The following is a 13,447-nucleotide window of genomic DNA, read 5'->3' as shown; positions in this document are numbered from 1 at the left end:
CTAACCTGCCGCGCTGGATTGCGGGCCGAGATTGGCGCGCTTGTCGACGCGGGCGACGCGCGACAGCAGATATTCGACCTCCGCCTTCGCCATCGCCGTGATGGTCGCGCCGGGCTTGCGTTGGGCGCTGGAGGCGATGATGCCGCGCTTCTGCAGCACGTATTTGCGGATGGTCAGGCCGACGCCGGGCTGCTGCTCGTAGCGGATCAGCGGCAGATGCGCGTCGAACAGATCATGCGCGGCATCGCGCTTGCCGGCCTTGGAGAGGTTCACGACGTCGATCAGAAGCTCCGGGAAGGCGTAACCGGTCATGGCGCCGTCGGCACCGCGCTCCATCTCGAAGTCCAGGAACGTGCCGCCATTGCCGCAGAGGATCGAGAGCGGACGGAGCGAGCCGTCCTTCTGGAAGCCGCGCAGGGTCGTGATCTTCTCAAGTCCCGGCCAGTCCTCGTGCTTGAGCATCACGCAGTTCGGATTGTCCATGACGATCTTGCGGATCACGGCGGGAGTGAACACCACCGACAGGGTCAGCGGATAATCCTGGAGCACCCAGGGCACATCCGGCCCGATCGCCTCGGCCGCCTGCTTGAAATAGCCGACGATCTGGTCGTCGGTACGCAGGCTCGGCGGCGGCGCGATCATGACGCCGGCCGCGCCGGCGTCCATCGAGGCCTTGGCCAGCGAGCGCATGGTGGCAAAGCCGGGCGCGGAGACGCCGACGATCACCTGCATCTTCCTGGCACGCTTGACGAAGCGCACCGCCACCTGCTCGGCCTCGGCGGCATCGAGCTTGGGGGCCTCACCGAGGATGCCCAGCACCGTGACGCCGTCGCAGCCGACCTCCTCGTAGAAATCGGTCAGGCGATCGATCGAGCGCTCGTCGATCCGGCCGTCGTCGTGGAACGGCGTCGGCGCGATTGCGAAAGTGCCCTTGGCGTCGGCGGTCAGTTTCATCTAGTCCTCGTCTCTCTCTGTTGTCATTCCGGGGCGCGACGCAGTCGCGAGCCCGGAATCCATAACCACGATCCGGAGTATGGATCCCGGGCTCACGCTTCGCGTGCCCCGGGATGACGGCTCCTAAAACCGCCGCGCGCCCATCTTGATCTGCTCCTCGGAGAAGAAGATCTCCTTGGCGTGATCGGCGATGTCCTGGGCCTTCCAGCCCGTGTGCGGCGGTTTCCAGCCTTCCATTTCCATCATCCGCATCTCGCGCACGCCGCGGGGCCCGGACACGCCCAGCACCTTGCCGGTCTGGTCGCCCGACAAGTCGCTGACCATGTATAGCACGGCCGGCGCGATGCCGTCCGGCCCCAGCGCCGCCGAGGGGTTCTCCTTATAGCGGGGCAGGTCTGCGGTCATGCGGGTCAGGGCGCCCGGGGCCAGCGTCCAGATCCGGATGTTGTATTTGCGGCCCTCGATCGCCAGCACGTTGGAGAGGCCCCAGATGCCGCCCTTGGCCGCGCCGTAATTGGTCTGGCCGAAATTGCCGATCAGCCCTGATGTCGAGGAGGTGTTGACGATGACACCGCCGCCATTTTCCCGCATCCAGCGAAACACCGGCATGGTGCAACAAAAGGTGCCCTTCAGATGCACCTTGATGACCTTGTCCCAGTCGGATTCGCTGGCCTTTGCGAAAGTCTGGTCGCGCAAAATGCCGGCATTGTTGACGAGGATGTCGGCGCGGCCGAAATGCTTGATGGCGTCGTCGAACACCGACTGGCCGCCCTCCATGGTGGAGATATCGGCGCCGTTGGCGACCGCCTTGCCGCCCTCGGCCGTGATCGCGTCCACCACGAGCTGCGCCATCGACTTGTCGGCGCCGGAGCCGTCACGGGGACCGCCGAGGTCATTGACGACGACCGAGGCCCCCTCCCGCGCAAACAGCTTCGCGTAGGCCTCACCGAGCCCGCCGCCAGCGCCGGTGATCAGCGCGACCTTGCCGTCGAGTAGTCCCATGGTGGCCTCTCCCTTGCTCTTATTGTTTCGTGTCCCGGACGCGATGCAGCGTGAAACGCTGCTTCGCAGAGCCGGGACCCAGCTCTTTGCTACCGCCTCTGGGCCCCGGCTCTGCAGCGCATCACTGCGTGCTGCGTTGCGTCCGGGGCACGAGACCGCCCTAACCTAAGACCGTCTTGCCGTTCTTGATCACGGTGACGCCGCGCGACTTCACCTTCGCTTCGAACGAGATCGTGTTGCCGTCCCTCCAGAGGTCCATGGTTACGGTCTCGCCGGGATAGACCGGCGAGGAGAACCGCGCGACGTGCTGGCGGAATGCGCTTGCGTCGTAATCGGCGTAGGTCTGAAGCACGCCGCGGCAGGTGATGCCGTAGGTGCACATGCCGTGCAGGATCGGACGCGGGAAGCCGGCCTTCTTGGCGAACTCGGGATCGCTGTGCAACGGATTGCGGTCGCCGCAGAGGCGATAGACCAGCGCCTGGTCGGGACGCGTGGTGATGTCGATGGTCTTGTCAGGCGTGCGCGAGGGGATCTTGTGCGGATCTGGCTGGGTCAGGCTCGGCCCGCCAAAGCCGCCGTCGCCGCGGGCAAAGCGCGAGGCGACGAGTGTCGCAAGCTTCTCGCCCTTCTCGTTCTTGAGCACGGTCTGGTGCGCGATGACGACGCCCTTGTCCTTGCCCTTGTCGTAGACCTCAACGACGGAGGAGTCGGCCGTGATGTGCGCGGCCACCGGCAGCGGCTGGTGGAAGGTGATGTCGCGCTCACCGTCGACGACCATGACGCGGTTGAGGTTCATCTCGCCGGGGCCCGCGCCCCAGGCTGCGACGGACGCAAACGTCGGTACCACCTTCAGCGGCCGCGGCGTCAGCGTGCCCTCGTTGACGAAAGCGAGCTCCTTCTCGTCCATGGGATCGGCGCCGAGGCCGATGCCATAGGCATAGAGCATCACCTCGCGGTCGGTGTAGGCGTATTTCTGGCCAAGGTTCTTCAGGCCTTTGAGCTCTTCGTATCTGGCGGACATTTTTTTGGTTTCCTCCGGCATTTCTCTCAGCGAGCAACGGCGCTCGTTAATGTGCCCTCTCCCCTTGTGGAAGAGGGCCGCGAGAGCCGTGCGACAAACTCATTTGGGTGAGGGGTTGGCTCCTCGGCAAAAGTCTCTCTGGGAAGAGAACCCCTCATCCGGCGCTTTGCGCCACCTTCTCCCACAAGGGGAGAAGGGAAGAAAGCAATCAGGCCGGTGCGAAGAACGGCAGCGGTGCGCCGTCGGTCGGCTTGAACACCACCTTCACCTTCTGACCGATCTTCAGCTTCTCGAGATCGCAGTCGACGAAATTGGTCTGCACCGACGGCCCCTCCTTCAGCGTGACGTAGCCGATGGCATAGGGCCCGGTCGGCGATTTCCGCATCAGGCTCCAGGTGTAGATCGTGCCCTCGCCCGACGCTTCCTCCCAGACCGTCTTGTCGGAGTAGCAGAACGGGCAGATCGAGCGCGGGAAGTAATGCGCTTCGCCGCACGCCGTGCAGCGCTTGATCATGAACTTGCCTTGCTTGGCTGCGTCCCAGAACGCTGCGGTCTCGGGGTTCGTCACCGGAGCCGGATATTTCTTTGCATCTACCATCACACGCGCTCCAGAATGGCCGTCGAGGCGGCGTGGCGGACGCCCAGGAGGCCGCCGGTGCCGTGGGCAATGGCGAGATCGCAATTCCTGACCTGCACCTTCGGATGCGCCTCGCCGCGCAGCTGCCTGACGGCCTCGATGATCTTGGTCATGCCGCCGCGGTTGACGGGATGGTTGCTGCAGAGGCCGCCGCCATCGGTGTTGAACGGCAGCTTGCCGACGCCCGAGATCAGATTGCCGTCGGCGACGAACTTGCCGCCCTCGCCCTTCTTGCAGAACCCGAGATCCTCGAGCTGCATCAGCACCGTGATGGTGAAGCTGTCGTAGATCGAGGCGTATTTGATGTCCTTCGGCGTGATGCCGGCTTCCTCGAACGCGCGCGGGCCGGACCAGATGCCGGCGGAGTACGTGAGATCGAGATCCTTGCCGCCGCGCGGGCCCTTCATGGCTTCGCCATGGCCGATCAGCTTGACCAGCGGCTTCTTCAGGCTCTTGGCAATCTCCGGCGTCGTCACGATCAGCGCGCCGCCGCCGTCGGAGACGACACAGCAATCCATGCGGTGCAGGGGATCGGAGATCATCGGTGAGTTCAGGACGTCCTCGACGGTGACGACGTCCTTGAGCATGGCATGCGGATTGTATTGCGCGTGATGGGAGGCTGCGACCTTGATCCAGGCCAGTTGCTCCGAGGTGGTGCCATAGTCGTGCATATGGCGCATGGCACACATGCCGTAGGCATTGTGCGTGGTCGCGCCGTAAGCGGATTCGAAATCGACCTCGGCGCCGGCCGCACGCGGCGGCATCGCGCCGGTGCGCGGCTTGCCGGCGAGCGTGATCAGCGCGATCGAGCACTTGCCTGCCGCGATCGCCTCAGCGGCGTGGCCGAGATGGATGATGTAGGAACAGCCGCCGGTCTCGGTGGAATCGACGTGGCGGAGCTTTTTGGTGTTGAGGCCGAGATAATCGACCATCGGCCAGGCGCCGCCCGGAGCATCGCCCGCGCAGAAATAGCCGTCGACGTCGTCCTTGCTGATCCCGGCATCCTCGATCGCGCCCTTGGCGACCTCGGCATGGAGCTGGGCGGTGGATTTGTCCGGCGCATGCCGGGTCGGGTGTTCGTAGATCCCGGCAATGTAGGCCTTGCCCTTGATGGTCAAACTTCAGGTCTCCGCTGGCTTTTCTTATTTGCCCCGTTTTTCTGAACCGCACTGGGCAGATTGGCAAGCGCGGAAATATTCCGCCCCGCGAGAGGGCAGCGGACTGGCGCAAGTGGGGTATGTTCTGGTGTCCCGGACGCGCTGCAACGCTTCGGCGTTGCTGCGCAGAGCCGGGACCCATGCGGCCGCGTTTTCGTTGCGAGATGGGCCCCGGCTCAGCAGCGCATCACTTCGTGCTGCGCAGCGTCCGGGGCACGAGACCTTGTCCTGCAGACACGCCCCCGCATCCTCGCGGCATGTTTCGCCCGAGCTTTGCTTCCGTCTCGCTCCCTCCTTGAACAGAGGGCGCAGGGAAGACCGGGTGCCGGCTGGGCACCCACGGTCCGCTGTGCGCGATTGCGCGAAGAACAGATGCACAGCGGCATACAGGTGCGGCCAAACATCCGGCCTTCCCTGCGCAGTGGCTTTACGGCTTATGTCGCGCTCTCCCCGGGGAGCGATGCACTATTGCCCCCGTCGCCTTGCGAGCGAAGCGCAAGACTTGACGCCAGCCTGCGGGCGTCAGGACCACACGATTTTGCCGTACGCGAGACCGCGCCCGTCGTGCACGAGACAATCGCCCGCGCGACGCAGCCCGCGTCCACCGCCACTCACCCCGCGTTTCGTGACGATCGCGATACGCCCCTCTTGAGGGATGAGGTGGCGGACCGATACGACAATTCCGAATTTCGGTAAAGTGGAATGTTTTTGCGCGCGGGGATTGACTCGTCTCTTGGATGTTTCGCCCGGCGGTAACACAAGGGGTGGTGTCGCAGGGTGGGCAAAGCGAAGCGTGCCCACGTCCTTCGCAATCCTGGCGAGGTCGTGGGCACGGCGCTTCGCGCCTTTGCCCACCCTACGGGACCTTGCGCCGTCCCGACCAGTTGCCTTCCGTCAGGTCGGGCTGTGCGGCACGGGCCTCAGCGGATGCCTCCGCAGCGAGCTGTGAACATTGCTCGCTCGTCCGATACGAGGGGTGAAAGACAGACTCTTCGCTACGAGGCGGTGCTCGGGCGCGCGCGATAACGGAACGCGGTCAGCCCGGCGAACATCAGTCCGAGGACGAGAAGAACAGCGCCTCCCTTCACGCCAAAACTGTCCTGGTGTTGGCGCTCGGCCGCGTCGTCGACGATCAGGGGCCCCGCATCAGGTCTGCCCGTGAGATAGCGGATCCTGATCTGTCTGACGGTCTGGACGCCGTTGCGCGTGATCTGCCGCCAGAAGGCCGGGCTGATATGGGTCGGTCCGTAGGCCTGCTGTCGTCCGCTCTTGTCGGTCCACGCCAGCGTCACGAGATAGCTCGGGGCCTCACCGGCCTTGTTCACCTCACCGTAGGCGCGGGTAACATCGGCGGTAGCTTCATCGCCATGGGCGAGGATCTCATTCAACGTGCTTTGCTCAATGTAGGAGTTCACCAGCATGTAGCCGCCGAACGGAAGCATCACAGCAGTCAGGGTCCCGAGGATGTAAGGAAAGGGACGCCTTGCTCCGGCGGCGATCGTCGCGCTCCCCGGCCCGCCTCGACGCGCCGACCATGCCTGCCATCCGATCACGAGCATCATGAGCACGGCGCAAACGCCCGCTCCCGCCGCCATGAACCTCGACGTGGACCGGATGTGGCTCAGATGGTCGTCGAGATCTTCGACAATGACCGGAAGCGATGAATCGTCGTCAACGGCCTGGATTGGGATCGTCAGGAGCTTGAGCTGATTGCCAACCATGATCCGCGCCGCATAGGCAGCACTGACCGCTATGCCCGTGCGCTCGCGCTGGACGCCATCCCTGCCGGTCCACTGCAATCCGATCGACAGATTTTCGTCGACATAGCGCGGCCAGCCGCCGTCAAACACGAACGGAAACCGCGGCGAGACGACTTTGGCCGAAATGATATTTCCGGTGGTGCCATAGCCATCGCGCATGACGCGTTCGATGGCATGCTGATTCCAGAACATCCCCAACGCCGCCAACACACCGACGGCCAGAAACAGAATCAACACAGTGCGCAATGACATCGATCATCGCCCCGCATAGCGCACGGCCGCATCGCCCGGCGCGCTTCACTATCGCAAGTTGCTGATATCGCGCGGCCACAACTCTTGTCAAACGGATGAATTTAGTCCGTAGGGAAAAAGCGACTTGTCCGCTGTAGCTCGAAGGGCGACGGCGGAAGCGTGCCCACGTCTTCTGGTGCAGTCGTGGCGAGATGGTGGGCACGGCGCTTTGCGCCTTTGCCCACCCTACGAGAGCGCCTTATTCCTGGAAGGAGTGCCGTAGGGCGGATTAGCCGAAGGCGTAATCCGCCGTATTGATCTCCACGGCAACGGACGTGGCGGATTGCGCTTCGCTAATCCGCCCTACAGCACCTACGGAACCGCCCTACTCCGCCGCGATCTGCCTTGGCGCGGGCGGCGGGTTGGCGAGATCGGCGGCGAGCTGGGCGTAACGCATCTTTGCGTCCGCGACAGCTTTCTCCTTCACCGGGCCGTAGCCGCGGATGCGGTCGGGGAGTGAGAGCAATTCCACCGCGGTGTCGATCGTGACCGGCGACAACAGGCCGAGCACGGTTGCGACGTCCTTTTCGTAGCCGGCGATCAAATCACGCTCGAGCTTGCGGTCGGCGCTGCGGCCGAAGATGTCGAGCGGCGTTCCGCGCAGGAATTTGAGTTTCGCCAGCACGCCGAAGACGTTCAGCATCCAGGGGCCGAAGGCTCGCTTCTTCGGGCGTCCCAGCGCGTCGAGGCCGCCGCCGAGGATCGGCGGCGCAAGGTTGAAGTTGAACTTGAAGTCGCCCTCGAACTGATCGCGGAGCTGCTGGGCGAAGGCGCCGTCGGTGTAGAGGCGCGCGACTTCGTATTCGTCCTTGTAGGCCAGCAGCTTGGCGTAGTTCACTGCGACCGCGCGCGGCAACGCATCGCCATAACCGCCCTTCACCGCGGCGTCGCGCACCTGGTCGATCAGCCTGCGATATCGCTTGGCGAGACGGCTGTTCTGATAGGCCGTGAGGTGCTTGGCGCGGTGCTCGATGACTTCATCGAGCGTCATGGCCTCCAGCGACTTGGGCGCTGCGACCTGGTCCGTGCCCTTCAGCATGTCGGCCAGACGCGCGGGATCGGCGACCGCGAGGCGACCAAGGCGGAAGGCCTCCTTGTTCATCTTGATCGAGACGCCGTTGACCTCGATCGCCTGCTCGATCGATTCCGCCGAGAGCGGGAACAGGCCCTTCTGATAGGCGTAGCCCATCATCATCATGTTGGTGGCGATGCTGTCGCCGAGCAGCTGCTCGGCCGGCTTGGTGAAATCGAAGAAGACCGAGTCCTTGTGCAGCGCCGTTTCCAAGAGCCCATTCAGCTTGCGGGTCTGGAAATTGAAGTCGCGGTTGAGGACGAAATCGGCGGTCGGAATGACGTGGCTGTTGATGATGCCGCGGGTCCGTGTGGAGTCGCAGAGCGAGATCGTGTCCTTGGCGACCGCGACCACCTCGTCGGCGGCGAGCACGAGATCGGCCGTGCCGGTGACGATGCGCGAGCAGGTCACTTCCGCGGGGTGATCCGACAGGCGGACATGGCTGAGCACCGCCCCGCCCTTCTGTGCAAGGCCCGACATGTCGAGGATCATCGAGGCCTTGCCCTCGATATGGGCGGCCATGCCGAGCAGCGCCCCGATGGTGAGAACGCCGGTGCCGCCGACGCCGCCGACCGCGATGTTATAGGGCTTGTCGAGTGTCGGCCGCGACGCCGGCTCGGCAATCGCACCGATGTCGGAAAGGTCGGCCGGCGCGCGGTGGCGTGGCTTGCCGCCATCGACGGTGACGAAGGACGGGCAAAAGCCCTTCAGGCACGAATAGTCCTTGTTGCAGGAGGACTGGTTGATGGCGCGCTTGCGACCGAACTCGGTCTCCAGCGGCTCGACCGAGATGCAGTTCGATTGCACCGAGCAGTCGCCGCAGCCTTCGCAGACGGCCGGATTGATCATGACGCGGCGCGCCGGATCCTCCATCAGGCCGCGCTTGCGGCGGCGGCGTTTTTCCGCGGCGCAGGTCTGCACGAACACGATCGCCGATGTGCCCTTGTGTTCCCGGCACATCTTCATGACGTTTTGCAGCTCGTCGCGATGGTAGAGCTTCACGCCCGGCGCGATGGTGCTGGCCGGATAGGCATCGGGCGCCTCCGAGACCAGATAGATCTCGCGGATGCCTTCGGCGTGGAGTTGATGGGTGATCTGCTGCGGCGAGAGATCGCCGTCATGGCGCTGGCCGCCGGTCATGGCCACCGCGTCGTTGTAGAGGATCTTGTAGGTGATGTTGGTCTTGGACGCCACCGCCTGGCGGATGGCGAGAAGGCCCGAGTGGAAATAGGTGCCGTCGCCGAGATTGGCGAAGATATGGTTCTCGTTGGTGAAGGGTGCGATGCCGACCCACGGCACGCCCTCGCCGCCCATATGCGTAAAGGTCTCGGTCGAGCGGTCCATCCACAGCGCCATGAAGTGGCAGCCGATGCCGGCGAGCGCCCGGCTGCCTTCGGGGACCTTCGTCGAGGTGTTGTGGGGACAGCCGGAGCAGAAATACGGGGTGCGGGAGACAGGTGCGACCGCTTGCATCTGGGTGGCCTGACGGCCGTTGAACCAGTCGGCCTTGGCGCGGAGCATCGAAGCAATCTCAGGGTTGAGATCGAGCTTGAGAAGTCGCTCGGTAAGCGAGGTCGCAAGCGAGGCAACGCTGAGCTCGGCGGCGAAGGTCAGGAAGCGCTTGTCGTGCTCGTCCATCTTGCCGACGATGCGCGGGCGCACGTCATCGCGCCAGTTGAACAACACCTGCTTGACCTGGTTCTCGACGATCTCGCGGCGCTCCTCGACGATGAATATCTCTTCGAGGCCGATGGCGAATTGATGCACGCCTTCCGGCTCCAGCGGCCAGGGCATGCCGATCTTGTAGAGGCGAAGGCCGATCTTGGCAGCGACCTCTTCGGTGACGCCGAGCTCGCGCAGCGCCTGACGGACGTCCTCATAGCTTTTGCCCGACGCCATGATGCCGAAACGGGCGTTCGGCGAATCCATGGTGATGCGGTTGACCTTGTTGGCGCGCGCAAAGGCGATCGCGGCAAAGCCCTTGTAGTCCTGCAGGCGACGGTCCTGCTCGAAGCGGTCGTCGGGCCAGCGCAGATTGAGTCCGCCTTGCGGCATCTCGAAATCGGCGGGGATGATGAACGGCTTCATCTCGTCGGTGAGATCGATCTCGGCGGTGGTCTCCACCGTCTCCGTGATCACCTTCATGCCGACCCAGCAACCGGAATAGCGTGACATCGCGATGCCGAGCAGGCCCATCTCGATCATCTCGTGGATGCTCGAGGGATAGAGATACGGCATCAGCGCCGACATGAAGGCGTGGTCGGACTGATGCGGGACGGTCGAGGATTTTGCGCCATGGTCGTCGCCGGCAAGGCACAGCACGCCGCCGTTCTTGGCGGAGCCTGCGGCATTGCCGTGGCGGAACACGTCGCCGCAGCGATCGACGCCGGGGCCCTTGCCGTACCAGATGCCGACCACCCCGTCATATTTCGCGCCGGGCGAGAGGTTAAGCTGCTGCGAGCCCCAGATGGCGGTGGCCGCCAGATCCTCGTTCACGCCGGGCTGGAACTTGATGTTGTACTGTTCGAGATGCTTGCGGGCGGCAAACAGCTGCTGGTCGTAGCCGCCGAGCGGCGAGCCGCGATAACCGGAGATGAAGCCCGCGGTGTTGAGGCCGCTGGCGCGGTCGCGCCGGATCTGGGCCATGGGCAGGCGGACCAGGGCCTGGATGCCCGTGGTGAAGACATGCCCGGTTTCCTGGGTGTATTTTTGATCGAGACTGATCGGACCCTGGTTGATGCCCATGCTGTCCTCTTTTTGCGCCCTGTTCAGGTCTTGCTGACTTAAGCCGCTGCCTTCCCGTTGTTTTTAGCTAGGGCGCGCCGACCAGTTTCGCCACTCTATGTCGGATATTTCACGATCCGCATCACAAATCTGGACCAAAGGGAGCGCCGGGTAAAAATCGCAACTTCGTGGCCTGAAACACGCTGGGCATTTTCAATTTGTGTCACCATACCCCCACTGTGGCGAAACGAACTGATGCCCCTGTCGTGCCCGATGCGGGCGATTGGTCGCAGGAGAGGCTTCGATGCGGACGATTCTGACTGGCTCGGCTCTCGTCGGCCTGGCGTTGTGCAGTGCGGTTGCAAGCGCAGCCCGCGCCGCCGAGCCGTCGCCGGAGCTGATCGCCTACGGCAAGACGCTGGTCGAGGCCGGCGACTGCGCGGGCTGCCACACCGCCGATCCGGCAAAACCGTTCGCGGGCGGCAAGCGCATCGACACGCCATTCGGCGCGATCTATGCGCCGAACCTGACCCCGGACCGCGACACCGGGATCGGCGCCTGGCTGGATGCCGATTTCACCCGCGCATTGCGCACGGGCGTCGCGCCCGACGGGTCGAACTACTATCCGGCCTTCCCCTATCCCTACTTCACGAAGATGACGAAGGACGACACGCTGGCGATCCGCGCCTATCTCGGCACGCTTGCGCCCGTCCTCAGCCGCAACAAGCCGCCGGAGCTGCGCTGGCCGTTCGGCTATCGCGGCCTGATGCGGGTCTGGAACGCGATGTATTTCAAGCCCGGCCTGTACGAGCCGGACCAGAGCCAGAGCGCGGCGTGGAATCGCGGCGGCTATCTCGTCACCGGGCTCGGTCATTGCGGCGCCTGCCACACACCGAAGAACTATTTTGGCGCGGACAAGCAGGCGCAGGCGCTCGCGGGCAACGAGGTCGGTGGCTGGTACGCGCCAAGGCTCGACGGCGCTTCCCGCACGGGCCTGAAGTCGTGGAGCGAGGCGGACATCGCCGAATATCTGCAGAGCGGGCGCAATGTCAGGAGCCATGCCGGCGGGCTGATGGCGGAGGTCGTCGTCAACTCGACCTCGAAGATGAGCGATGCCGATGTGCGCGCGATCGCGGTGTACCTGAAGAGCCTGCCGCCGTCGCGGCGCGAGACGATCGTGGCGCCGCCTGATGATGCCGAGATGAAGGCGGGCCAGGCGGTCTACGCAAAGCTCTGCATCGCCTGCCATGAAGCCGACGGCTCGGGTGCGCCGCGCATCTATCCGCCGCTGCCGGGCAATGCGCTGCTGCAATCGATCAATCCGTCCTCGACGTTGCGCATCATTCTCGACGGCGCCCACACCGTGACCACACCGCGCGCGCCCAACACCGGCGAGATGCCGCCCTATGCCAGGCTGTCCAATGAGGAGATCACGGCGGTGACGAACTACATCCGCAACTCCTGGGGCAATGCGGCCCCGCTGGTGACGCCGGCGCAGGTGGCGAAGGCCAGGAAGCAGGAGTAGCTCCATCCCCGTCATTGCTGTAACGACGATGTGGATGGAGTGAGGTCACGTAACCTCTACCTCTCCTCGTCCCCGGTGAACACGAATTTCGGCATCTCCCATTTGTAGCGCACCGCGAGCAGGCGCAAGCTGAGACCGAGCACGAAGGTCAGGATCGTCCAGAGCTCGGCGTTGAGGTTGAGGCCGAAGGCGGTGGCGTAGAACAGTCCCGTCACGACCGAGACGCTGGCGTAGAGCTCGGACCGAAACAGCAGCGGCACGTCGTTGGAGAGCACGTCGCGCAACACGCCGCCGGCGCACCCGGTCACCATGCCCGAGACGATCACGATCGGCAGCGAAGCATCCATCTGCCAGGCGACGTCGCAGCCGGCCATGGTGAAGACGACGAGCCCGATCGCGTCGAGCACGATGAAAGCGACCTTCAGCCGGTGCACGAGGCGCGCGAACAGAATGGTGAGGAAGGCCGCACCACCGGCCAGCGCCAGATAGATCGGATTGGCGACCCAAACCAACGGATAGTGCCCGAGGAAGAGATCGCGCAACGTGCCGCCGCCAAGCGCGGTGATGCAGCCGAGGAAGCACACACCTAACCAGTCCATGCTGCGGCGTCCGGCAGCAAGTGCAGCCGTCATGCCCTGGGCGGCTATCGCAACCAGGGACAGGAAATGCAGCACGGTATCGCTTGGCGGCAAACTCCACATTGGCTTGTTCCCTCGCGATTGTCCTCGTCGCAGCCATGGAACTCGCGTCCAGTTCCCGAATGAACAGGTTCCCGATTCCCGGTGGCGGGGCAACATGCGACGAAAGCATAAGGAGGCGCGGAACAGAATCTCGCATCCACGGGTTGTCCGGGCGTCACAACCGAGGAGACAATCGATGGCTGACGACCGTTTTCCCAACGATCCGTACCGCCCGAACCTCGCCGACGATGAGTATCTTCGCGCGGCGCGCCGGGATGGCGACCTTCAGGCCGATCCCGAGCTGGGCGAAGGCCCCGCCTCCAGCGGCAAGGTTGCGTTATTCGCCGTTGCGATTGCACTGGTGCTGGGTGCCGTGTTCTACGGCCTGAACAATACGACGACTGGCAACCAGGCCAGCAACGCGCCGGCGACTCAGACCGCACAGCAGGCGCCTCCTGCCAATCCGGCCGCGCCTCCCGGTATGCGCGACGTGACGCCGCGCAACAACACCGAGCCGGGCGTGACGACGGGTGCGGCGCCGACCAAGCCGGCCCCGGACACGCAGAAGCCGTCTGACGGCGCGAAGTAACACTTCGCAATAGCGCGTGAAGCGGCGGGACTCAA

10 protein-coding genes are annotated in these 13,447 nt (G+C 64.4%); 2 read left to right on the top strand and 8 right to left on the bottom strand.

Annotated features, from left to right (window positions below):
• The 7 genes from GDN70_RS16860 to GDN70_RS16820 all read right to left on the bottom strand — a co-directional run bounded on the left by GDN70_RS16860 (position 1) and on the right by GDN70_RS16820 (position 10,639).
• The gene (locus GDN70_RS16860) at positions 1-954 is read right to left on the bottom strand and encodes a dihydrodipicolinate synthase family protein (protein WP_028140970.1); all 954 of its coding nucleotides are present in this window, start codon (positions 952-954) and stop codon (positions 1-3) included.
• Positions 955-1,077: 123 nt separating this feature from the next.
• Positions 1,078-1,956: an SDR family oxidoreductase gene (locus GDN70_RS16855; RefSeq protein ID WP_038950419.1), complete on the bottom strand. Its 879-nt coding sequence runs from the start codon at positions 1,954-1,956 to the stop codon at positions 1,078-1,080.
• Positions 1,957-2,116: 160 nt separating this feature from the next.
• The gene (locus GDN70_RS16850; RefSeq protein WP_038950420.1) at positions 2,117-2,977 is read right to left on the bottom strand and encodes a MaoC family dehydratase; all 861 of its coding nucleotides are present in this window, start codon (positions 2,975-2,977) and stop codon (positions 2,117-2,119) included.
• 208 nt (positions 2,978-3,185) lie between these two features.
• On the bottom strand, positions 3,186-3,575 hold the full coding sequence (locus tag GDN70_RS16845) for a Zn-ribbon domain-containing OB-fold protein (protein ID WP_152102795.1): 390 nt from the start codon (positions 3,573-3,575) through the stop codon (positions 3,186-3,188).
• The gene (locus GDN70_RS16840; protein ID WP_028140973.1) at positions 3,575-4,732 is read right to left on the bottom strand and encodes a thiolase domain-containing protein; all 1,158 of its coding nucleotides are present in this window, start codon (positions 4,730-4,732) and stop codon (positions 3,575-3,577) included. The genes GDN70_RS16845 and GDN70_RS16840 overlap by 1 nt, the downstream gene beginning before the upstream one ends.
• A 1,034-nt stretch (positions 4,733-5,766) precedes the next feature.
• Positions 5,767-6,783, bottom strand: coding sequence for a hypothetical protein (locus GDN70_RS16825; RefSeq protein WP_152102794.1), 1,017 nt, complete (start codon positions 6,781-6,783; stop codon positions 5,767-5,769).
• A 364-nt stretch (positions 6,784-7,147) separates the two neighbouring features.
• Positions 7,148-10,639: an indolepyruvate ferredoxin oxidoreductase family protein gene (locus tag GDN70_RS16820; protein WP_038973498.1), complete on the bottom strand. Its 3,492-nt coding sequence runs from the start codon at positions 10,637-10,639 to the stop codon at positions 7,148-7,150.
• Positions 10,640-10,922: 283 nt separating this feature from the next.
• On the opposite strand from GDN70_RS16820, the gene GDN70_RS16815 reads away from it, so the two are divergent.
• Entirely contained in the window at positions 10,923-12,143 is a 1,221-nt protein-coding gene (locus GDN70_RS16815) for a cytochrome c (RefSeq protein WP_028140975.1), read from the top strand.
• A gap of 56 nt (positions 12,144-12,199) precedes the next feature.
• Here the strand turns inward: GDN70_RS16815 and GDN70_RS16810 are convergent, their stop codons facing one another.
• Positions 12,200-12,844, bottom strand: coding sequence for a trimeric intracellular cation channel family protein (locus tag GDN70_RS16810; RefSeq protein WP_152102793.1), 645 nt, complete (start codon positions 12,842-12,844; stop codon positions 12,200-12,202).
• A 175-nt stretch (positions 12,845-13,019) separates the two neighbouring features.
• Here GDN70_RS16810 and GDN70_RS16805 point away from each other — a divergent pair, with 175 nt between their 5' ends.
• A complete protein-coding gene (locus GDN70_RS16805; RefSeq protein WP_028140977.1) occupies positions 13,020-13,412 on the top strand; it encodes a hypothetical protein in 393 nt (130 codons plus the stop codon).
• The last annotated feature ends 35 nt before the right edge of the window (positions 13,413-13,447 follow it).

The sequence above is a fragment of the Bradyrhizobium sp. TM102 genome, assembly GCF_009176685.1.
In the GTDB taxonomy this organism is placed as follows: domain Bacteria; phylum Pseudomonadota; class Alphaproteobacteria; order Rhizobiales; family Xanthobacteraceae; genus Bradyrhizobium; species Bradyrhizobium ottawaense.
The sequence above is the reverse complement of the archived record's forward strand: the minus strand, read 5'-3'. Positions and strand labels throughout refer to the sequence as shown.